The 22600-nt window shown below is 63.1% G+C and carries 18 protein-coding genes; 8 read left to right on the plus strand and 10 right to left on the minus strand.

Features of this window, described 5'->3' with window-relative positions; genetic code table 11:
- From EOA78_RS24470 to EOA78_RS24485, 4 genes are all read left to right on the plus strand, one after another.
- Window positions 1-1414, plus strand: a 1414-nt coding sequence (locus EOA78_RS24470; protein WP_206533487.1) for an SEL1-like repeat protein, incomplete at its 5' end; no start/stop codon positions are given.
- Window positions 1415-1602: 188 nt separating this feature from the next.
- Window positions 1603-2526, plus strand: a complete 924-nt coding sequence (locus EOA78_RS24475; protein WP_127317359.1) for a sulfite exporter TauE/SafE family protein — start codon at window positions 1603-1605, stop codon at window positions 2524-2526.
- Entirely contained in the window at window positions 2526-3317 is a 792-nt protein-coding gene (locus EOA78_RS24480) for a TIGR02186 family protein (RefSeq protein ID WP_127317360.1), read from the plus strand. The genes EOA78_RS24475 and EOA78_RS24480 overlap by 1 nt, the downstream gene beginning before the upstream one ends.
- Window positions 3318-3426: 109 nt before the next feature.
- The gene (locus tag EOA78_RS24485; protein WP_127317361.1) at window positions 3427-4683 is read left to right on the plus strand and encodes an Hsp70 family protein; all 1257 of its coding nucleotides are present in this window, start codon (window positions 3427-3429) and stop codon (window positions 4681-4683) included.
- 6 nt (window positions 4684-4689) lie between these two features.
- Here EOA78_RS24485 and EOA78_RS24490 read toward each other — a convergent pair whose 3' ends face one another.
- Window positions 4690-5592, minus strand: coding sequence for a LysR substrate-binding domain-containing protein (locus EOA78_RS24490; RefSeq protein ID WP_127317362.1), 903 nt, complete (start codon window positions 5590-5592; stop codon window positions 4690-4692).
- A 276-nt stretch (window positions 5593-5868) separates the two neighbouring features.
- On the opposite strand from EOA78_RS24490, the gene EOA78_RS24495 reads away from it, so the two are divergent.
- The 3 genes from EOA78_RS24495 to EOA78_RS24505 are packed head-to-tail and all read left to right on the plus strand — an operon-like array spanning window position 5869 to window position 10483.
- Window positions 5869-8802 carry a molybdopterin oxidoreductase family protein gene (locus EOA78_RS24495; RefSeq protein WP_127317363.1) on the plus strand — a complete coding sequence of 978 codons (2934 nt, stop codon included), beginning with the start codon at window positions 5869-5871 and terminating at the stop codon, window positions 8800-8802.
- Window positions 8799-9533, plus strand: coding sequence for a 4Fe-4S dicluster domain-containing protein (locus tag EOA78_RS24500; protein WP_127317364.1), 735 nt, complete (start codon window positions 8799-8801; stop codon window positions 9531-9533). The genes EOA78_RS24495 and EOA78_RS24500 overlap by 4 nt, the downstream gene beginning before the upstream one ends.
- A 14-nt stretch (window positions 9534-9547) precedes the next feature.
- Window positions 9548-10483, plus strand: a complete 936-nt coding sequence (locus EOA78_RS24505; RefSeq protein ID WP_127317365.1) for a DmsC/YnfH family molybdoenzyme membrane anchor subunit — start codon at window positions 9548-9550, stop codon at window positions 10481-10483.
- 6 nt (window positions 10484-10489) lie between these two features.
- On the opposite strand, the gene pdeM is transcribed toward EOA78_RS24505, so the two are convergent.
- The 5 genes from pdeM to EOA78_RS24530 all read right to left on the minus strand — a co-directional run bounded on the left by pdeM (window position 10490) and on the right by EOA78_RS24530 (window position 16626).
- Window positions 10490-11206: a ligase-associated DNA damage response endonuclease PdeM gene (gene pdeM, locus EOA78_RS24510; protein WP_127317366.1), complete on the minus strand. Its 717-nt coding sequence runs from the start codon at window positions 11204-11206 to the stop codon at window positions 10490-10492.
- Window positions 11203-13725: a ligase-associated DNA damage response DEXH box helicase gene (locus EOA78_RS24515; protein WP_127317367.1), complete on the minus strand. Its 2523-nt coding sequence runs from the start codon at window positions 13723-13725 to the stop codon at window positions 11203-11205. Before EOA78_RS24515 ends, pdeM begins: the two co-directional genes overlap by 4 nt.
- Window positions 13726-13950: 225 nt before the next feature.
- The gene (locus EOA78_RS24520; protein WP_127317368.1) at window positions 13951-14811 is read right to left on the minus strand and encodes an NlpC/P60 family protein; all 861 of its coding nucleotides are present in this window, start codon (window positions 14809-14811) and stop codon (window positions 13951-13953) included.
- Window positions 14812-14841: 30 nt separating this feature from the next.
- Window positions 14842-15192: a MarR family winged helix-turn-helix transcriptional regulator gene (locus tag EOA78_RS24525; RefSeq protein WP_127317369.1), complete on the minus strand. Its 351-nt coding sequence runs from the start codon at window positions 15190-15192 to the stop codon at window positions 14842-14844.
- A 69-nt stretch (window positions 15193-15261) separates the two neighbouring features.
- Complete coding sequence (locus EOA78_RS24530) at window positions 15262-16626, minus strand: leucyl aminopeptidase family protein (RefSeq protein WP_127317370.1); 1365 nt, start codon at window positions 16624-16626, stop codon at window positions 15262-15264.
- A gap of 121 nt (window positions 16627-16747) precedes the next feature.
- Here EOA78_RS24530 and EOA78_RS24535 point away from each other — a divergent pair, with 121 nt between their 5' ends.
- Window positions 16748-17569: a tetratricopeptide repeat protein gene (locus tag EOA78_RS24535; protein WP_127317380.1), complete on the plus strand. Its 822-nt coding sequence runs from the start codon at window positions 16748-16750 to the stop codon at window positions 17567-17569.
- Window positions 17570-17683: 114 nt separating this feature from the next.
- Here the strand turns inward: EOA78_RS24535 and EOA78_RS24540 are convergent, their stop codons facing one another.
- Genes EOA78_RS24540 through EOA78_RS24555 form a run of 4 tightly spaced genes read right to left on the minus strand, consistent with a single transcriptional unit; the run spans window position 17684 to window position 22576 of the window.
- Window positions 17684-18700 carry a type II secretion system F family protein gene (locus EOA78_RS24540; RefSeq protein WP_065005866.1) on the minus strand — a complete coding sequence of 339 codons (1017 nt, stop codon included), beginning with the start codon at window positions 18698-18700 and terminating at the stop codon, window positions 17684-17686.
- Window positions 18701-18712: 12 nt separating this feature from the next.
- Complete coding sequence (locus EOA78_RS24545; protein WP_127317371.1) at window positions 18713-19726, minus strand: type II secretion system F family protein; 1014 nt, start codon at window positions 19724-19726, stop codon at window positions 18713-18715.
- A 29-nt stretch (window positions 19727-19755) separates the two neighbouring features.
- The gene (locus tag EOA78_RS24550) at window positions 19756-21264 is read right to left on the minus strand and encodes a CpaF family protein (protein WP_127317372.1); all 1509 of its coding nucleotides are present in this window, start codon (window positions 21262-21264) and stop codon (window positions 19756-19758) included.
- Window positions 21265-21292: 28 nt separating this feature from the next.
- The gene (locus EOA78_RS24555; protein ID WP_206533488.1) at window positions 21293-22576 is read right to left on the minus strand and encodes a CpaE family protein; all 1284 of its coding nucleotides are present in this window, start codon (window positions 22574-22576) and stop codon (window positions 21293-21295) included.
- Between the last annotated feature and the right edge of the window lie 24 nt (window positions 22577-22600).

The following is a 22600-nucleotide window of genomic DNA, read 5'->3' on the forward strand; positions in this document are numbered from 1 at the left end:
GCTCAGGATCGGCGACCTGCTCAAGGCGCGGCGCAAGCCGATCCTGATGGCGGCCGCCGCAGTCATGCTGGCGCTCGCCGGCTTACAATTGGGCAAGGCCTTTTTCTCGGACCCCGTTGAAATAGCCAGCAATGATGCAGCGCCGATCGTGGCCGCGCAACCGGCGGAAACCACGTCGGCCGGCACCGCCAGCGAGCCGAAGAAGGACGCGCAAACTGCTGCAGCACAGGACAGCGCGCCGGCCCGCGCCGTCCGGCAGGCAGAGCCGTCCGAATCGATAGCCGAGGACGACATGCCGGCACAGGCCGCCCGCGCCGCGCTGTCGGACGCCGGAACGCCGATCGGCACCGCACCCGAGGCTGAACCCGTTCCTGCGCCCATGACTCCAACGGCGCCGCCCGATCCGGCGGCGGCGAACGTGACAGCCTCTGCACCTGCGGGCCCGACGGCTGCCGACACCGAGCCAATGGCCACAGCGAGGGCCGCCACGACGGCGACCCAAGAGATGACCGGCACGGTCACACCTGCGGATGCTTCGACGGCGGCGGCCACTGCCAACATCGACATCCCAGCCGATGCCGGCCCAACCGCCTTGCGTGACGCAGCGGCCGGCGGCGACGCCAAGGCGTTGTTCGAGATCGGCTCGCGCTATGCCGAATCGCGCGGCGTCAAGCAAGACATGGCAGCGGCCGCCAAATGGTACGAGAAATCAGCCGAACTCGGCTTCGCACCGGCGGAATACCGGATCGGCAACTTCTATGAGAAGGGCACTGGGGTCGCGCGCGACGTCAAGAAGGCGAAGACCTGGTACCAGCTCGCCGCGGCGCAGGGCAACGCCAGCGCCATGCACAATCTCGCCGTGCTCTTTGCCATGGCTGCGGACGGAGTGACCGACAATGAATCGGCCGCGCACTGGTTCCAGGCCGCCGCCGAGCTCGGCGTCAAGGACAGCCAGTTCAATCTCGGCATCCTGGCGGCGAAGGGCGTCGGTATGAAGCAGAATCTCGAAGAATCCTACAAATGGTTCGCACTTGTCGCCAAGACCGGCGACAAGGATGCGGCGGCAAAGCGCGACGAGATCGCCAAGGCGCTCAGGCCCGAGCAGCTCGAACGCGCACGCGCCGCCGCCGAACTGTGGAAGGCAGAGCCGATCGATCCTGCGGCCAATTCGGCCGACATTCCCGAATCATGGCAGGACGGCACGCCGCAGACGACTGCCAGCGTCGACATGAAGAAGGTCGTTCAGAATATCCAGCGCATTCTCAACAAGAACGGCTATGAGGCCGGCAATGCCGACGGCGTGATGGGCCAGAAAACCAAGGATGCCATCATGGCTTTCCAGACCGACAACGACCTGCAGGCGACGGGCGCGGTCGACGAAAAACTGGTCAAGGCGCTGCTTGCGCGCAAATAACGTCAGATGCGTCGTTTCCGCGACGCCGTTGCCACACATTTGCCTGTTAACTGATTGAGTTGTTTTTTGTTTCGGCGGCGTGGCGAGGTTTGACTTCGCTGCCCGGCCGGCGCAAGAACGAGATAGGCTTTTTGGCGCGAAATGCCCGCAACGGTTGCATTCGCCGGCAAACTGATCGAGACTGACGGGTGGGCATCTATCTCCCGATCGCGGAAATTTCCGTCAACATTTTCGTGCTGCTGGCCATGGGCGCGGCAGTGGGCTTCCTGTCGGGCATGTTCGGAGTGGGCGGCGGCTTCCTCATCACGCCGCTGCTGATCTTCTACAACATACCGCCGGCCATCGCGGTCGCCACCGGCGCCAACCAGGTCATCGCCTCCTCCTTCTCCGGCGCATTGTCGCATGTGAAGCGCGGCACGCTCGACTTCAAGCTCGGCGGTGTGCTTTTGGCAGGCGGCATCGTCGGCTCAACCGGCGGCATCTTTGTCTTTGGTTTCTTGCGCCGGCTCGGCCAGCTCGACCTGTTCATCTCGCTGCTCTATGTCGTGCTGCTTGGCACCGTCGGCGGGCTGATGCTGGTCGAGAGCGTCAATGCGCTGCGCGCCACCCGCAGCGGCGCGGCACCGGTGCTAAAGAAATCCGGCCAGCACAACTGGATCCACCGATTGCCGCTGAAAATGCGGTTCAGGGCCTCGAAGCTTTTCGTCAGTGTCATCCCGGTGCTCGGCCTTGGCGCCGGCATCGGCTTCCTGTCGTCGATCATGGGCGTCGGTGGCGGTTTCATCATGGTACCGGCGCTGATCTATCTCTTGAAAGTGCCGACCAATGTCGTCATCGGCACCTCGCTGTTCCAGATCATCTTCACCTCGGCGTATACCACGCTGGTTCACGCCACCACTAACCAGACGGTCGACGTCATGCTCGCCTTCCTGTTGATGGCAGGCGGCGTCGCCGGCGCACAATACGGCGCCAAGGCCGGCCAAAGGCTGCGTGGCGAGCAGCTCAGGGCGCTGCTCGCATTGCTGGTGCTGGCGGTCGCAATCCGACTCGCCATCGATCTGTTCGTGACGCCGCCCAACCTCTATTCTCTTTCCGGCGTGGGTCTGACCTGATGGCGGGCTTAAGGGCGTTCTTGGCCGTTGCCTCGCTGTCGCTGTTGGCAGTGGCGTCACCGGGAAAAGCGCAGACGCCAGCTACCGAAAATATCCAGATCGGCCTGTCCACCGACCATGTCTCAATCACCGCCGGCTTTTCCGGCGCCGATCTCACCATCTTCGGCTCATTGGAAAATGCCGACCCGCTTGTCGCGCGCCGGGGGCGCTACGACATCATCGTCGTGCTTGAGGGTCCGGCCCGGCCGGTCGTCGTGCGCCGCAAGGACCGGGTGCTCGGCATCTGGATCAATCTGGAGTCCGAAACCTTCGAGAATGTGCCGGTGTCCTATTCGGTGGCGACGACGCGCCCGCTGCAGGACGTAACCGACCCCAACAGCTACAAGCAACTGTCACTCGGCGCCGCCAACATCTACATGCAGCCGGCCGACGATGGCGAGAGTCCGGCGACAATCCAGGAATTCACCGCGGCGCTGCGCGAGCGCAAAACGGCGACCGGCCTCTACAGCGAGAATGTTGGCGGCGTGCAGTTCCTGTCGCAGAACCTGTTCCGCGCCACCGTCAGGCTCGCCCCCAACGTTCCAGTCGGCACCCACAAGGCCCGTGCGTTTCTGTTCAAGAGCGGCCTGTTCATCAAGGAAAGCTCCGCCCAGCTCGAAATCCGCAAGTCCGGTTTCGAACAGTCGATCTTCCGCGTCGCCCACGATTATTCCTTCCTCTACGGCGTCTTCGCCGTATTGCTAGCCATGCTGACCGGCTGGCTAGGAAGACTGGTCTTCCGAAAGGACTAGACCCCTCCCGAAAGGTGGTTCCCCTTTTGGGATTCATGGGTTAGACCGCGACCCCGGCCCGACCGGAAACGAGCTGTCGCTCCCCCACAATCAGAATACAGGACTTACGATGCGACCAGCATTCGGCGGTATCGATTTCGGCACTTCGAATTCCACCGTGGGCGTGGTCAGGAACGGGCAGCCGCGGCTGGTGGCGCTGGAAGACGATCAGGTCACGCTGCCGAGCGCCGTTTTCTTCAACTTCGAGGACAACCGCACTTATTTCGGGCGCCGCGCCATCGCCAACTATACCGACAGCATCGAAGGTCGCCTGATGCGCTCGCTGAAGAGCGTGCTCGGCAGTTCGCTTGTCCATGAAAAGACGCGCATCAAGGCGCGGTCGATCGCCTTCACCGAGATCATCGGGCTGTTCGTAGGCCATCTCAAGAGGAGGCTAGAAGGCAATGCCGGCGACGTGGTTGAGAGCGTGGTGCTCGGTCGTCCGGTGCAGTTCGTCGACGACGATGCCGAGGCCGACGCCAAGGCTGAGGGTGAACTCGAAAACGCGGCACGCGCCCAGGGCTTCAAGCACATAGCCTTCCAGTTCGAGCCGATCGCGGCGGCGCTCGACTACGAGCAGAAGGTCACGCGGGAAGAACTGGCACTGATCGTCGACATGGGCGGCGGCACATCCGACTTCTCGATCGTGCGGGTGTCGCCGCAGCGCGCCCGCTCCCTCGATCGCAAAGACGACATTCTGGCGAGCCGAGGCATCCACATCGGCGGCACCGACTTCGACCGGCTGTTGAGCATCGCCCATGTGATGCCGCAGCTCGGCTATCTCTCGCCGACCAAGGACGGCAAGCGCAATTTGCCGGCCAGCTACTTCATCGACCTGGCGACATGGCAACGCATCAATCTGGTCTACACTGCCCGGGCGATGACGCATCTGCGCCAGATCCGCTACGAAGCGGAGCGCGCCGACCTGGTCGACCGATTCATCCACATCGTCGAGCATCGTTACGGGCACGCGCTGGCTGCTTTGGTCGAAAAGGCCAAGATCGCGCTGACGGAGCGATTGTCCGCCGATGTCGTGGTCGCGCTGACGGGGGTGGAATTCGCGGCCGAAATTTCGCGCGTCGGGCTCGAAGCCACGATCGCCAGGGACATCGAACGGGTGGCCGCGACGGTTGGTGAGATCATCCGGGACTCGCAGGTGAAACCATCCGACATCACCGCAGTGTTCCTGACCGGCGGATCGACCGCCATCCCGCTGGCAAGGCAGCAAATACTAGCCTTGGTGCCGCAGGCATCCGTTATCGAAGGCGACATGTTCGGCTCGGTCGGGCTCGGGCTGGCACTCGACGCGCAACGGAAATTCGGCTGATCCGGCTTACCCCCGGACGGTCTCGCCGGCCCTCGCGCCCAGATGCGCCTTGAGTGCCATCTGGGCCAGGCTTGCCTGCCGGTCACGATGCGTGATCATGGCGAAATCGCGCTTCGGCAGATCGATTGGCACGGACCGCAAGCTGCCTTCGGCAACGGCTCGTTCGACGACGAGCCTCGAAATGATGGTGGCGCCGGCGCCGGCCTCGACCGCCTGACGAACCGCCTCGTTGCTCGGCAGTACCAGGAATATCCTGAGGTCCGCGAACGAGATCCCTTCGCGGCGGGCAAGATCTTCCAGCACCTCGCGCGTGCCTGATCCGCCTTCCCTGATGATCCAGCGGAAGTCCCTGATATCCGGCTGCCCGCGCGAGACTTCAACGATCTCGGGATGCGAATGCGCCACGACCAGCATCAGGCGATCCACATCGACCTTGGCGCGCCGCAATATGTCGGATTCAGTGCGCCCCTCGACCAAGCCAAAATCCGCCGTACCGTCCAGGACATTGGTCTCGACCTGCCTGGTGTTGCCGATGGTCACGCTCAGCCTGACGGCGGGATAGGCCTCGTGGAAGGAGGCCAGGCGGCGCGGCAGCCAGTAGCTGGCGATAGTTTGGCTGGCGGCGATCGAAAGGCTGCCGGTGATCGTCTGGGAAACGTGCTCCAGCACATTGTGAGCGGCAGCCGCCCGTTCGAGCACGGCCTTGGCCTCAGGCAGGAACCGGTGTCCGGTCTGCGCGAGCTCGATGTTGCGGCCGACCCGGTTGAACAGCTGGACGCTGTGCTGCTGTTCGAGCGAGCGGATGGCGGCCGACGCCGCCGACTGGGAAATCCCCAGCAGCTCGGCCGCCTTGGTCACATGCCCTCGCTCGGCGACAGCAACGAATATCCGCAATTGGTCCAGGGTCATGAGAGAATTAAGAAACAAATTCGATTGAAATTACAAGAGCAACTTGTTAGACGGATCGATTGCTTTGTTCTAAGTTTCTGGAAGAAATTGGAAAAATATCGCGGCCAGGCCGCAAAAGGGTAGAATGATCGGGCGGTTAAAATCCCTGTTTGCCCATTGGACCCGCAGCCTACGGCGCCGGCTTGCCGGCGGTCGCTATCATCCGGAAGAGCACTACATGCGCGGCCCCGGACCGAAGACGAGAGCCAAATTCACGGCTTACAAAAGCACCGGATCATGAACCACCGAACGCTGCGCGGCGCCAATTCCGCACCGTCCCAACGGCCGCTTGCCGACACGCGCTCGCCCGACGAGGGCGATGGCGTCGATACTTCGCCCGATGTCTCCGACAGCATTGCCAAGACCACCTGCTACATGTGCGCCTGCCGCTGCGGCATCGACGTCCACATCAAGGACGGCAAGGTCCGCTACATCAACGGCAACAAGGACCATCCGGTCAATCGCGGCGTGCTGTGCGGCAAGGGCAGTGCCGGCATCATGCAGCACTACAGTCCAGCCCGGTTGAAGAAACCATTGCTGCGTACAGGTCCGCGCGGCTCGGGAGAGTTTCGCGAGGTCGAATGGGAGGAAGCATTTTCCATCGCGACGGAACGGCTTTCAAGGATACGCCAGACCGATCCGAAGAAACTCGCCTTCTTCACCGGGCGCGATCAGTCGCAATCCTTGACCGGCTGGTGGGCGAGCCAGTTCGGCACGCCGAATTTCGCCGCCCATGGCGGCTTCTGTTCAGTCAATATGGCGGCCGGCGGCCTCTATATGATCGGCGGTTCGTTCTGGGAGTTTGGCGAACCGGACTGGGACAACACCAAATACTTCATGCTGTTCGGCGTTGCCGAAGACCATGATTCCAATCCGATCAAGATTGGTCTCGGCAAGCTGAAGGCGCGCGGCGCCAAAGTGGTTTCGATCAATCCGTGCCGCACCGGCTACAACGCCATTGCCGATGACTGGATCGGCATCCGGCCCGGCACCGACGGCCTGTTCGTGTTTGCCCTCATCCATGAACTACTGAAAGCCGGCCGCGTCGATCTCGATTATTTGCTGCGCTACACCAACGCCCATGTCCTCGTCATCCAGGAGCCGAATGCTGCCGGTGACGGGCTGTTCGCGCGCGACATTGGCGGCAATCCGCTGGCTTGGGACAGAGTGGCGAAAGTGCCCGTCAGCGCCACCGATACCGACGCAAAGCCGGCGCTGACCGGCAACTTCCAGGTCGACGGCCGCCGCTGCGTGCCGGTCTTCCAGCTCATCGCCGACCGCTATCTGCACGAGAGCTATTCTCCCGACGCGGTTGCCGAACGCTGCGGCGTTCCCGCCGACACCATCCGCCGGATCGCCGCCGAACTGGCGCATGTCGCATTCGATCAGGCGATCGAACTGCCGGTGGCGTGGACGGACTGGGCCGGTCGCCGGCACGAGACGATCAAGGGCCGGCCAGTGTCGATGCACGCGATGCGCGGCATCTCGGCCCATTCGAACGGCTTTCACTCTTGCCGCGCCATTCATCTGCTTCAGGTGCTTCTCGGCACAGTGGACGTGCCGGGCGGCTTTCGCTTCAAGCCGCCCTATCCGCGGTCGGCGCCGCCAGGTCCGAAGCCCGCAGGCAAGGACGTCAGGCCGAGGACGCCGCTGGAGGGCATGCCGCTCGGTTTCGTCTGCGGACCAGATGATCTGCTGGTCGATGACATCGGTAGGCCGATCCGTATCGACAAGGCCTATTCCTGGGATGCGCCGCTGGCCGCACACGGGCTCATGCACACGGTCATCCGTAACGCCTGGGCCGGCGATCCCTACAAGATCGATACGCTGTTCATGTACATGTCCAACATGGCCTGGAACTCGTCGATGAACACCATTGAGACGATGGCGATGCTGACCGATATGGATGCGTCAGGCGAGTACAAGATCCCGTTCATCATCTATTCCGACGCCTATTATTCCGAGACCGTGCCGTTCGCTGACCTCGTGCTTCCCGACACCACCTATCTCGAAAGACATGACTGCATCAGCCTGCTCGATCGGCCGATCAGCCATGCCGACGGCCCGGGCGACGCCATCCGCTATCCCGTTGTCGAGCCGGACCGCGACGTGCGGCCGTTCCAGACAGTGCTGATCGAGCTCGGCGCGCGGCTCGGCCTGCCCGGCTTCGTCGACGACGACGGCTCGGCCAAATACCGCGACTATGCCGATTACATCGTCAATCATGAGCGCACGCCGGGCGTCGGCCCGCTCGCCGGCTGGCGCGGCAAGGACGGAACTTCGATCGGCAAGGGCGAGGCCAATCCCGACCAGCTTCAGCGCTACATCGACAATGGCGGCTTCTGGCACCATGATTTTGCGGACGACCAGCGCTATTACAAGATGGCCAACCGCTCCTATCTCGATTTCGCCGAGAATATGGGCTTTATCCCGAAGGCCGAGCCGATCATCTTCCAGCTCTATTCCGAGCCGATGCAGCGCTTTCGCCTCGCCGCGCGCGGCCATGGGAGGGTGCGGCCGCCGGAGGCAGAGCGCAGCCGCATCGAGACCTATATGGATCCGCTGCCATTCTGGTATGCGCCCTTCGAGGAGGCCGCTGTCGACCTCGAGAAATACCCGCTGCACGCGCTGACACAGCGGCCGATGCATATGTACCACTCCTGGGGTTCGCAGAACGCGTGGCTGCGGCAGATCACCAGCCAGAACCGGCTGTTCATGCACAACCGGACCGCGGCCGGCCTCGGCCTTGTCGATGACGATTGGGTATGGATCGAGAGCATCAACGGCAGGGTCAAGGGGCAGATAAAGCTGGTCGACGGCGTCAACCCGGATACGGTGTGGACCTGGAACGCGATCGGCAAACGGCGCGGCAGCTGGGGGCTGATGGACGACGCCGCCGAATCGAATCGCGGCTTCCTGCTCAACCATATCATTGGCGACCAGACCTCCGCCGATGCGAACGGCAAGCGCTATTCGAATTCCGATCCGGTGACCGGCCAGGCGGCATGGTTCGACCTGCGCGTCCGCATCGTCAAATGCGCGGCTGAAGAAGCCGGCTTCACCGAGCCGCAGTTCGAGCGCTTCCGGCAGCCGCCGCATTTCGAACCCTCGCCTGACAAGCTCAGTTTCGGCGCCGAGTTCCGCCGGGAAAGAGAGGCTGCCAGACCATGACCTGCCTTCCCGCCCATACCGACAAGAAGCTCGGCCTGGTCATCGATCTCGACACCTGCGTCGGTTGCCAGGCCTGCGTCACCGCCTGCAAGGAATGGAACACCGGCGGTCACATGGCGCCGCTGACCGACATCGATCCCTATGGCGGCGATGTCGACGGGGTCTGGTTCAACCGCGTGCACAGCTATGAGCACGTAACGGAGATGGGTGGGCGCACGGTCAATTTCCCACGCTCCTGCCTGCATTGCGAGACACCGGCCTGCGTCACCGTCTGCCCGACCGGCGCCTCCTACAAACGGGCCTCGGACGGCATCGTGCTGGTCGACGAGGACAAGTGCATCGGCTGCAAATTATGCAGCTGGGCCTGCCCCTATGGCGCGCGCGAATTCGACACCGATGTCGGCGTGATGAAGAAATGTACGTTGTGCGTCGACCGCATCTATAACGACAATCTGGCCGAAGAAGACCGCATGCCGGCCTGCGTCGCCGCCTGTCCGACCAGCGCGCGGCATTTCGGCGATCTTGGCGACCCGGCGTCGGCGATCTCGCAACTGGTGGCCGAGCGCGGCGGTGTCGACCTGATGCCCGAACTTGGCTATCATCCGACCAACAAATATTTGCCGCCACGCGCCCACACGCAGCGTGCGGCATCGGTGCCGGCGCCGGCGCTCGAACTTGTGCGGGCCGAAGGCGGTTTCCTCGGCTGGGTCGACCGCATGCTTTCTCACTGACCAGCAACCAGCTCATGCATCCAGCCCTCTCCGTCGTCTTTTTCACCACCGCCACCGGCGCCGGTTACGGCCTGCTTGCGCTGCTTGGCGTGCTGGCCGGACAAGGATTTGTCCCACCCGATTTCTGGCTCGGCCTCGTCGGCATGGGCCTGGCGCTCGGCCTGATCTCGGCCGGCCTGTTGTCGTCGGCCGGCCATCTCGGCCGGCCCGAACGCGCCTGGCGAGCCTTCTCGCAATGGCGCAGTTCGTGGCTGTCACGCGAAGGCCTCGCGTCGGTCGCGACCTTCGTGCCGGCGGGGCTGTTCGCCATAGGCTGGGTGGTCCTCGGCCGCACGAACGGCTGGGTGACCGTAGCCGGGTTGGTGGCTGCGGTCGGCGCGGTCGCCACCGTCTGCACCACCGGCATGATCTACGCCTCGCTAAAGCCGATCGCCCAATGGCACAGCCGCTTCACTCTACCCGGTTATCTCATTTTTTCGGCGATGAGCGGCAGCATACTGCTCAACGCGCTGCTGCAGTGTTTCGGCATGGGCTCGACTATACTTCTGGCAGCTTGCACGCTGCTGACCTTGCTCGGCTGGGGCTGGAAGCTGGCGACCTGGCGATACAATGACCGGCTCGAAATTCCGACCACCGCCAACACCGCGACGGGCTTGGCCGGCGGTACGGTGCGGTCGCTGGAATGGCCGCACACCGAGGAAAACTACCTGCTCAAGGAGATGGGCTTTCGCATCGCACGCAAGCACAAGGCGCGGCTGCGCCAGATCACGCAAGTGCTGGCCTTCGCTCTGCCCGTCTTGCTGCTGGTTGCCGTGTTCGCCTTGCCATGGCCCTATGCGGCGGTGCTGTCGACACTCGCCGCAATCGTCCAGTTCGCCGGCATGCTGGTCGAGCGCTGGCTGTTCTTCGCCGAGGCGAAGCACACTGTCACCCTCTACTATGGCAGGTAGAGCAGCTCAGCCCGGCCTGAGCATCGCGTGGGAAATGGCGAAGATGCGCTCAGCGCCGAGCATATAGGCCATCAGCGTTTCGCGGCGAAACAGCCCGGCATAGGCGCGATCGAGCACATTGAGCGAGCCGGTATAGGCGCCGAAGGCCGGCATGATCATGCGGCCGCCATCGCCGGCAAAGCAGCGCCGCCGCACCGAGCGGCCTTGCTGCACGATGCGGGCGCAAGGGTGCAGATGGCCGGCGACCTCGCCTTCCACTCTCACTGCCGAAGGTTCATGCCGGAATACGAGAGAGCCTATGGCCAGCTCGCGCACCGTCTCGCCGGGCAGGTCGGCCGGCGCGTCCGGGTCATGGTTGCCGGCGACCCAGAACCATTCGCGGCCGGCCATCAGTCCTTCCAGCCGCTCACGAAAGCTGGAGTGCATGCGCGCGGCGCCGCCGCCGTCATGAAAGCTGTCGCCGAGGCTGATGACGATCGCCGGCTGATAATCGGCAATCACCGCCTGCAATCGGAGCAATGTCGCGCCGGTATCGTAAGGCGGGATCAACGTACCGCGCCGTGCCAGCGACGATCCCTTTTCCAGATGCAAGTCGGACACGGCCAGAAGCCGAAGCTCGGGAAAATAAAGCACGCCGCGCCGATCGCAGATTGCGCGCTCGCCGGCGATGCCGATACGATCGGCATCCGCCAGGGGCGCAGTCATGGCGAGCGCAAATGTCATTTCGTCCCCATGGCCTCCTCGACCAGCGTTGCCGCATCCATCAGCAGCGTATCATCGGCCTCGCCATGCACCGGCATCTTGCCGATCTCGAGCATGATCGGCACGGCGAGCGGCGAGATCTGCTCAAGGTTCTTATGCACGATTCGTCCCTGGATACGCGAGAGCATCTCGGCAAGTCTGCTGACATCCAGCAGACCCGTGGCCGCATCGGCACGCGTCGCCTGCAACAGGATATGGTCGGGCTCATGGCTGCGCAGAACGTCGTAGATGAGATCGGTCGACACGGTGACCTGACGGCCGCTCTTCTCCTGGCCCGGATGACGTTTTTCGATCAGCCCCGAGATCAGCGCGCAATTGCGAAAGGTGCGCTTCAAGAGCCAGCTGCCGGCCAGCCAGGCTTCGAGGTCATCGCCCAGCATGTCCTGGTCGAAAAGTTCGCCGAGCGAAGGTTTCTTCGCCCTGAACATCCTGCCCATATCGGCCAGCGACCATATGGCAAGTGCATAGTCGGTGGCGACGAAGCCGAGCGGCCTGGCTCCCGCCCTGTCGAGCCTGCGGGTGAGCAGCATGCCGAGCGTCTGGTGCGCCAGCCTGCCCTCGAACGGATAGGCCACCAGATAGTGCCGGTTGCCGCGCGGAAAGGTCTCGATCAGCAGGTCGTCGCGTTTCGGAAGCACCGATTTGTCGGCCTGGAAGCGTAGCCAGTCGGCCACCTGCTCCGGCAACTTCTTCCATCGCTGCGGGTCGTCCAGCATGATGCGGACCTGTTCCGCGAGGTAAGTCGAAAGCGGAAATTTGCCGCCGCCATAATACGGCACCTTGGCATCGCTGCCGGGCGCATTGGACACGAAGCACTCATTCTCGCGGATGCCCTCGAAGCGCAGCACCTTGCCGGCAAACATGAACGTGTCGCCATGCGTCAGCGTTTCGAGGAAGGCCTCCTCGATTTTGCCGAGAACGCGGCCGCCGCGCGACGCGGACCCCTTGCTGCCGGCCTGGACGTAACGCACGTTGAGCGCCGGCACCTCGATGATGGTGCCGACATTCAACCGGTACTGCTGAGCAACCCGAGGATTGGAAACGCGCCACAGCCCGTCCTTGTTCAGACGGATGCGGGCATAGCGTTCATAGTTTTTCAGCGCATAACCGCCGGTGGCGACGAAATCGACGACACGGTCGAATGTCGGCCGATCGAGGCTGGCATAAGGTGCAGCCGTTCGTACCTCCTCGAACAGTGTGTCTGCAAGGAATGGCGCGCCGCAAGCGCAACCCAGCACATGCTGCGCCAGCACGTCGAGCCCGCCATTGACCAGCGGCGGCGTATCCTGGGCGCCGAGATAGTTGGCGTCGAGTGCCGCCCGGCATTCCAGCACCTCGAAGCGGTTGGCCGGGATCAGGATGGCCTTCGAAGGCTCATCCATACGGTGGTTGGCGCGGCCGATGCGCTGCGCCAGCCGGCTCGCGCCTTTCGGCGCGCCGACATGTACGACCAGGTCGACGTCGCCCCAGTCGATGCCGAGGTCGAGCGTCGAAGTGGCGACGATGGCGCGCAAGGCATTCTCGCCCATGGCTTTCTCGACGCGCCGGCGCTGGGCGACATCGAGCGAGCCGTGATGCAGCGCGATCGGCAAAGTGTCTTCATTGACCCGCCACAATTCCTGGAACAGCAGTTCAGCCTGGCTGCGTGTGTTGACGAACAGCAGGGTCGTCTTGTGTCGCTTGATCTCGCTGTAGATCTCCGGTGTCGCGTAGCGGGCCGAATGTCCAGCCCACGGCACGCGCTCCTCCGAATCGAGAATGGAGATCTGCGGCTTGGCGCCGCCGGTGACGACAATAAGTTCGGCCAGGCCGCCCGGTGGATTCTGGCTGACCAGCCAGCGCCGCAGTTCGTCCGGCTCGGCGACCGTCGCCGACAGGCCGATCGTCTGCAAGCCGGGAACAAAGGATCGCAGCCGGGCCAGCCCGAGCGACAGGAGATGCCCGCGCTTCGACGTCACCAAAGAATGCAGTTCGTCGAGCACGATGTAGTGCAGATCCTCGAAGAAGCGCCTGGCATCGGGCGCGGCAATCAGCAGCGCCAGTTGCTCGGGCGTGGTCAGGAGAATGTCGGGCGGCGCCAGCTTCTGCCGCTGGCGCTTATGCGCGGGCGTGTCGCCGGTGCGCGTCTCGATGGTGACAGGCAGCCGGATCTCTTCGACCGGCTTGCCGAGATTGCGCTCGATGTCGACGGCCAGGGCCTTCAGCGGCGAGATGTAGAGCGTGTGGATGCCGCGACGCGCCTGCCCCGGATTTCTCTTTGGCCGCTTGGCCAGCTCGGTTAGTGAAGGCAGAAACCCGGCCAGTGTCTTGCCGGCGCCGGTCGGTGCGATCAGCAGCACCGACTGCCCGGCTTGGGCGGTCGCCAGCAAGCCGATCTGATGGGCGCGCGGCGACCAGCCTTTTTGTGCGAACCATTTGAGGAATGGCTCGGGCAAGTGCACGGCGGCATTCTGTTCGGCGAGGCGCGGCTGCTCTGTCACGCGCCAGAGGTAACGCGGCGGCGCGCAATCGCCAAGAAGAATCGGAACAAAAGGTGATCGAGCGCCTGTCCTTCTCCCCTTTGTGGGAGAAGGTGGATTGCCGCGAAGCGGCAAGACGGATGAGGGGGCTGGAAGAAATGAGGCGCTGGCGTTCCCTGGAACACCCCTCATCTGGCCGCTTCGCGGCCACCTTCTCCCACAAGGGGAGAAGGACAGGCGCTTACATCAAGGCCGCCGAAACCCTGTCGGTCCGCCATAGAGATAGCCGATGCGGGCGACGGCTTCCTTGAACCCTTCACGCGAGACCAGCATGGTGTGGCCGTTGGCGTGGATCATCGTTTCCGGGTCGGTCATGATCGCGACATGGCCTTTCCAGAACACCAGGTCGCCGCGCCGTAGCCCGGCAAAATCTGGTCCGGGCTCGAGCGACTCACCGATGGTCGCCGCCTGCATGTCGGAATCGCGCAGCACTTGCCTGCCGGCCATGTGCATCGCCAGTTGTACGAGACCGGAACAATCGATGCCGAAGCCGGAGGCGCCGCCCCACAGATAGGGCGTGCCGAGAAAGGTTTCCGCGACCGCGACGTAATCGGCAGCTGGTCTGTTCAAGGGTCTCAAATGGCCCGATATGACCGCCTCGCCGGACGGCAGCAGCGCATAATGCGTGCCGCGCGTTTCGGCCGCGCCCGCCACCCTCACCGCCGATCCCATCGACAGCTGCCCGCTCAGCGGAAGCCGCAAATCCGGTCCGGGATAGAGGAAGGTGCGCGGCACGGAGACGACATGGGTGGGCGCATGGTCCCGCCCGCCCAGCGCGGTGTCGGCGACATAGCCGACATAGCCGTCGCGCTCGGCCTGGATCCAGGCCCAGCCTTCGGCATCCTCGAAGACAAGGACGTCGTCGCCGAACAGGGCTTGCGTGTTGACGCCGGCATCCGGCCGCGGCGCCTTGCGGATATCGGCCACTGCGGCTGAAATCCGCGCCGGCCGCCCGGCGACGAAGCGATCGGCGGCGACCTCGCCTTTCAGCCTGGCATCGGCGAGATCGGAACGGAAGGCGTGAAGGCGGGCATCTCTGGCGGTCAAATCGGCAACTCGTTCAGCAGGACAGTTCGGTCAAATGGGCAATTCCTGGGCCTTGGCGATGATAACATCGCCGAAGCGCTCGACAAAGAGAGCACCTTCTACAGTTCGCTTGACCAGCACGTTGCGCTTGTCGAGCTCGTCGCGATGGCGCGACACCAGCTTCAGCGCGCCCATCGTGTCGAGCGCGCGGGTGATGACCGGCTTGGTGACGTTGAGCCGGGCGGCGAGGCCGCGCACCGTATGCGGCGGCGGGTCGAGATAGATGGTGAACAGGATCGCCGTCTGGCGCATGGTGAGATCCGGCGCGTCGTCGCGCACCTGAGACAGCATCACCTGCTGCCACAGTCGCAAGGCCTGGCTTGGACGCATCGAAATCGACATCCGCCCAGAATGACGGCAAATTGTTTCGGTTCCGTTTCAGTCTCGAAAATTCCTACCGGATCGGCACCGTCAGGCGTAGCGCGTCGAGATGACCCTTTCCAGCGCTCGGATGCCTTGCGCCTCGCCGCCGGCGAGGCCCTGCGGACGATCGGATGGGTTCCAGGCGAAGATGTCGAAATGCGCCCAGGCGGCGGCCTTCTCGACGAAGCGCTTGAGGAACAGCGCTGCGGTGATCGAGCCGGCGAAACCGTCTGACGTGACGTTGTTGATGTCGGCGATCTTCGACGACAGCTTTGAGTCGTAGGGCCGCCACAACGGCATGCGCCATAACGGATCCTCGACCGCGACGGAAGCCTCCGCCAGATCGGACGCCAGCGCTTCATCGCCGGTGTAGAAAGGCGGCAGATCGGGACCGAGCGCGACGCGAGCGGCCCCCGTCAAGGTCGCCATGTCGATCAGCAGCTGCGGCTCGTCGTCATCTGCCAATGCCAAGGCGTCCGCCAGCACCAGCCGTCCCTCGGCGTCGGTGTTGCCGATCTCGACGGTGATGCCCTTGCGGCTCACCAGCACATCGCCGGGCCGGAAGGCGTTGCCGGCAATCGAATTCTCGACCGCCGGGATCAGCACACGCAGCCGGACCTTCAGCCCGGCGGCCATGATCATGGATGCGAGGCCCAGGACGTTGGCGGCACCGCCCATGTCTTTCTTCATCAAAAGCATGCCCGTGGACGGCTTGATGTCGAGGCCGCCGGTGTCGAAGCAGACGCCCTTGCCGACCAGCGTCACCTTCGGGGCGTCCCTCGGTCCCCAAATCATGTCGATCAGCCGCGGCGCGCCGGCCGAAGCACGGCCGACGGCATGGATCATTGGGAAATTGTTCTTGAGCAGATCGTCGCCCTTGGTCACCGACATTTCGGCATTGTGCGTCGCGGCCAGCGTCCGCACCGCTTTCTCCAGTTCGTCAGGTCCCATATCGCTGGTCGGCGTGTTGACCAGATCGCGCGTCAGGAAGACGCCATCGGCGATGCGGCTAACACGCGCCGCGTCGGCGCCGGACGGCAGCGAAAAACGCAGCGCCTTGCCGGGCTTTTTGCCGTAGCGGGTGAAGACATAGCCGCCGAGCGCCAGTGCGATGGACGCCAGTTCCGGGTCGGCGGGTGCCGAGGCGAAATGCCAGTCGCCTTCGGGCAAGGCTCTCGCCAGCCCGCCGATGGCAAGCGCGCCTTCGCCATCGCCCGTGCCGAACAGTGCTCCGGCAAGCGCGCCGTTTTCGCCGGGTATGAGCAGCGTCCTGCCGGCCTCACCGGAAAAGCCGTTGGCCTTGGCCCAGGCGAGCGAGGACGAGGCAAGCCCCGCTGCATCCAGTCTATCCTTCGCCACCAGATGAACCGGCAGCGTGGTCTTCAGTTTTCTCTCGATGAATTCGACTGGCATTCGATGGTCTCCGGCTTCCGAGTCGGCGCTTTTTAACTGTCCGTTAGGGTTAACAGAATATTTCTGCGGGAGGGAAGATGGCCACGTAATGGCCACGTTACGAATGGAGGCCCTGGTGCAGATGCCGACCAACCGCATGACGAACGCCACGGGGAAGCGGCTGATAACCACGGCGTTCATAATAGCGCTCGCTGCAAGCGTTGCAGGCTGCGGGACCAGCAAGCTGACGACCGGCTCGATCGGACGCAGCAGCGGCAAACCACTGGAAACCATGTCGGCCGGCGAGTTGCACAAGGCGACGATCGCGCTCGGTCAGTCCTACGCCAAGAGTCCCAACGACAAGCGGATCGCCATGAATTATGCCGCGGCGCTGCAAATGGATGGCGACGTCGACCAATCGCTCGCGGTGATGCGCAAACTGGCGATCGCCCTGCCGAAGGACCGCGACGTGCTCGCCGCCTATGGCAAGGCACTGGCCGCCAACGGGCAGTTCGAGCCGGCGCTCGACGCGGTGCGCCGCGCGCAGACACCGGAATATCCCGACTGGAAGCTGGTATCGGCGGAAGCCGCGATTCTCGACCAGCTTGGCCAGAGAGACGAGGCGCGCCAGAATTACCGCAAGGCGCTTGACCTCAAGCCGAACGAACCTTCGATCCTTTCAAATCTCGGCATGTCCTATGTGCTGGAAGGTGATCTGCGCACGGCCGAAACCTATATGCGCTCGGCCGCCCAGCAGCCGAACGCCGACAGCCGCGTCCGCCAGAACCTGGCGTTGGTCGTCGGCCTGCAGGGCCGCTTCGACGAAGCGGAGAAGATCGCCTCCCAGGAGCTTTCGGCCGAACAGGCGCAGGCGAACGTGACTTACCTTCGCCAGATGCTCGCCCAGCAGAACGCCTGGAGCCAGCTCAAGGATCAAGACAAGGCAAAGCCTGCCACCAATTGACCACGCCGGCTTTGCTCAAACCTGCCAGTTCCCTCAGTTCATCGATATGCTGGAAATACAAAGCCGTGTTGCATCAGCACCGCGGTTTTCGCATGTGTAGTCGCCTTGACGAGGCTATTGGCTGCTCGACGTCGGCTGGTCGCCGAAGATGCCGCGCTGGCTCACCTGGATGCCGGCGGGGCCTAGAATGATGGCAAACAGCACCGGCAGGAAGAACAGGATCATCGGCACGGTGAGCTTCGGCGGCAAAGCCGCGGCTTTCTTCTCGGCGGCGTTCATGCGCATGTCGCGGCTTTCGCCGGCAAGCACGCGCAGCGCATGCGCCACCGGCGTGCCGTAGCGCTCGGCCTGGACCAGCGCCTGCGACACCGACTTGACCGACTCCAGGCCGGTGCGGCTTGCAAGGTTTTCGTAAGCCTGCTTGCGTTCCTGCAAGTAGGAAAGCTCGGCATTGGTCAGGATGAACTCTTCGGCAAGTGCCACCGATTGCGCGCCGATCTCGTCCGCGACCTTACGAAACGCCGCCTCCACGGACATGCCGGATTCGACGCAGATCAGCATCAGATCGAGTGCGTCCGGCCACGCCATCTGGATCGACTGCTTGCGTTTGGTGGCGCGGTTGTTGACATAGAGCACCGGCGCGTAAAAACCCGCATAGGCGACCACGATACAGACGAACAATTTGATGAGAGGCGGCTGCTCCGGCAACCCCCCGAGCACGAACAGATACATCGCGGCCAGCGCAAAGCCGACAAAGGGCAGGACCAGACGGAAGAAAAGAAACCGCGTCAGCGGATTCTGCCCGCGAAAGCCCGCCACCTTGAGTTTCTGCAAGGTGCCTTCATCGGCCAGGGCGCGCCTCAGGTCCAGCCGGTCGACAATGTTGCGCATGCCGATCGACTGTTCCTCGCGCAGGCCCTTGCGGCGGCGATCGGCCTCGATCGCAAGCCGCGCACGCTGCTTGGCGCGCAATTCGTCGCGCTCCAGCGCCACGGATTTCATGCGCGCCTTGAGCTGGTTTCCGCCAAAGGCAGGCAGCAGCGTAAAGACGGTCGCAAACACCGCGATGCCAACCAGCAAGGCAATCAGAAATGCCGGATCGGTAAGGGTTTTGACGACGTTCTCAGTCATGCGCTCGAAATCCTAAACTTCGAAGTTCATCATCTTGCGCATCACCAGGACGCCGATCCCCATCCAGACCGCCGAGCAGCCGAGGATCAGATTGCCGACGTTGGTGGTAAACAGAGGCATGATGTAGTTCGGGCTTGTCAGGTAGACGAGAAAGGCGACGACGAAAGGCAACGCACCGATGATCACGGCGGACGCCTTCGCTTCCATGGACAGCGCCTGGACCTTGGCCTTCATTTTCTTGCGGTCGCGAAGCACGCGCGAAAGATTGCCCAGCGCCTCGGAAAGATTGCCGCCGGCCTGGGACTGGATCTGGATGACGATGCCGAAAAAGCTCGCTTCCGTGCACGGCATTGTCTCAGCCATGCGCATGCTGGCGTCGGGGATCGACAGGCCCATCTGCTGTGAATCGACGATGCGGCGGAACTCGGTCTTGACCGGTTCAGGGGATTCGTTGGCGATCAGGCGGACCGCGTCGTTTAGCGGCAGGCCGGATTTGACCGCACGCACAATGATGTCGAGCGCGTTCGGAAATTCGTTGAGGAATGCCTTGACCCGGCGGGCGCGGCAAAACGAGACGAACCAGCGTGGCAGGCCGAGAGCACCGACCAGCAGCGCACCCGGCAAGACAAACAACGGCGCGCCGATGGAATAGGCAAGAAACGTCAGGGCGACGCCACAAACCGCCGAGTAGAGATAGAAGCGCTCAAGTGAGAACTTCATGCCCGCCTGACGGATCTGAGCCTTCAGTGGCGGCTTTTTGACGATGCTCTGGTTGGTTTTTTGCTTCTGTTCGAGATCCTTCAGCGAATCCTGAACCGATTTTCGCCGCTTGGCCGCTTCCGCCATGCGATCGCGCGAGGCCTTGACGACGGCACCATCCGTCTCGGCGGTCTTGATCGTTTCAAGCCGCCTGCCGACTTGCTTCTCGGTGCTGATCCGATTGAACAGAAAAGCGTAGGCGACCGCGCCGGCGCTGAAGCCGGCGAGCACGATGAATGCCAATACGGTGCCGTCAATTCCGAACATCGATTCCGGCCCCTACGCTTCCAGACACATCAGTCAGCGCGTTTCTCCATCGCCTCGAGCGCATTGGCGAGGCGCTGTTCCTCGCCATAATAGCGGGCGCGCTCCCAGAAGTGCGGGCGACCAATCCCTGTCGACACGTGCTCACCCAGCAGCCTGCCGTTCGCGTCTTCGCCCTTTATGTTGTAGAGGACGATGTCCTGCGTGATGATGACGTCGCCCTCCATTCCAATCACCTCGGTGATGTGGGTGATGCGACGTGATCCGTCGCGCAGGCGTGCAGCTTGGATGATCACGTCCACCGAACCAACCACGATCTCACGCACGGTTTTCTGCGGCAGCGTGTAGCCGCCCATAGCGATCATCGATTCAATACGGTTCAGGCATTCGCGCGGGCTGTTCGAGTGGATCGTGCCCATCGAGCCGTCATGGCCGGTGTTCATCGCCTGCAGAAGATCGAACACTTCAGGTCCGCGCACTTCGCCGACGATGATGCGCTCGGGCCGCATGCGCAGGCAGTTCTTGACCAGGTCGCGCATCGTCACCTCGCCCTCGCCCTCGAGGTTGGGCGGGCGGGTTTCCAGACGCACGACATGCGGCTGCTGCAGTTGCAGCTCCGCCGAGTCCTCGCAGGTGATGACGCGCTCCTCGCGGTCGATATAGTTGGTCAGGCAGTTGAGCAGCGTCGTCTTGCCCGAGCCGGTGCCGCCTGAAATGACGATGTTGCAGCGGACGCGGCCGATAATCTTGAGAATCTCGGCGCCGTGCGGCGAAATGGCGCCGAACTTGACCAGCTGATCGAGCGTCAGCTTGTCCTTCTTGAACTTGCGGATGGTGAGCGCTGTGCCGTCGATGGCGAGCGGCGGCGCGATGACGTTGACGCGGGAACCATCGGGAAGACGCGCGTCGCAGATCGGGCTCGATTCATCGACACGGCGGCCAACCTGGCTGACGATGCGCTGACAGATGTTGAGGAGCTGCTGGTTGTCGCGGAAACGAATACCGGTCTGCTCGACCTTGCCGTTGACCTCGATGTAGACGTTCTTGGAACCGTTGACCATGATGTCGGCGATGTCGTCGCGAGCGAGCAATGGCTCCAGCGGCCCGTAACCCAGCACGTCATTGCAGATGTCCTCGAGCAGTTCTTCCTGCTCGGCAATCGACATCGCGAAATTCTTGATCGCGATGATGTCGTTGACGATGTCGCGGATTTCCTCGCGTGCGCTTTCGGGATCTAGCTTGGCGAGCTGCGACAGGTCGATGGTGTCGATGAGCGCGGCAAAGACCTGGCTCTTGGTGTCGTAGTAGGTTTCGCTCTTTTGGCGCTGAATCTTTTTCGGCTCCGGCGCCAATGGCGGCGCCTCGACCGCACGGCGCACGGGCGGCGGCGCGGCAGGCGCGCCAAGCGACGGCGGCGGTGCGGGCTTGGCAAGAACCGCTGTTTCCGCAGGGTTTGCCGCCGGCGCGGCAGGCGCAGGTGCCGGCTGACGGAATTCCGGGGTGAACCGGCTGCCTTCGTCGCTGCCTCTTTTACCAAACATGATGATTACCAATTCCGCTCCGGAAGCATCACTTCTTGCTGCGCGAGAGCTTGCCAAGGAAATTGCCGAGGCCCGCTTTCTTTCTTGCCTTGATTTCGCTGCGCCCGGTCAGCACATGCGCAATCTCGTTGACCGTGCTGACAACCGGGTTCTTGGCATCCATTTCGCCGAGCATGCGCCCGTTGTTGGCGGCGTTTCCGAACAGCAGCGGCTCGAAAGGAATAACCGACATCGGCGACAGGCCGAGCGAGTCGGCGAAGTCGGATGACGCAATCTCCGGACGCTTTGGCACGCCGGCCTGATTGATGATCAGCTTCGGCGGTGGATCGTTCGGGCGAAGCCGCTTGAACATGTCGACCAGATTCTTGGTGTTGCGCAGATTGGCCAGCTCCGGCGTCGCCGTGATCACGATCTCGTCGGCCTTGACCAGTATGTTTTTGGTCCATCCCGTCCAGACGTGCGGAACATCGAGCACCAGAAGCGGCACGCTGCGCTGCGCCGTGTCGATAAGCTGCGTGAAAGCGTCGGCATCGAAATCGTAGACCCGCTCGAGCGTTGAAGGCGCTGCAAGCAGCGACAGATGCTGGGCGCACTGGGCAAGCAGCCGATCAAGATAGACCTCGTCGAGGCGCTCCGGTGAGAATACGGCTTCGGCAATGCCTTGCGCGGGATCCTGATCGAAATTGATGTTGGCCGTTCCGAAAGCTAGGTCGAGATCGGCGACAACCACTTCGGACTTGAACAGCGACGACATCGCCCAAGCCACATTGTGGGCAATGGTCGAGGAGCCGACGCCACCCTTGGCGCCGATGAAGGCGATCGAGCGGCCGATCGGCTCGGCTTCAGGATCAACGAAAATCGTCGATATCACGCTGACGATATCGGCCATCGACACCGGCGCGATGACATATTCGGAAATGCCGGAGCGGATGAGCTCGCGATAAAGCCCGACGTCATTATAGTGGCCGATGACCACGACTTTCGAGGTCGGATCGCAATATTCGGAGAGCTGCGTGAGCTGCGCGAGCAATTGCGTCGGCTCGCTGCGCGATTCCAGCAGGATCAGGTTCGGTGTCGGCGCCGATTGGTAGAATTCGATGGCGGTGGCGATGCCGCCCATATGGACCTTCAGATGGGCCTTCGCCATGCGACGATCCTCGCCGGCGCGCTCGACCGGATTGGCAACGCCCTCGGTCTCGCAAAATGCCTGAATCGAGATGCGCGGAATCGGCCGCAACGCCTGCATGGCGGCGATGTCCTGCTGCGAGGTTTCGCCGCCATCTACCGCTGTGTCGTAGGCAAGATTGCTCATTCTCATTTCTTTCCGTGACTGGCG

The organism is Mesorhizobium sp. M5C.F.Cr.IN.023.01.1.1 (genome assembly GCF_003997585.1).
GTDB classification, from domain to species: Bacteria; Pseudomonadota; Alphaproteobacteria; order Rhizobiales; family Rhizobiaceae; genus Mesorhizobium; species Mesorhizobium wenxiniae.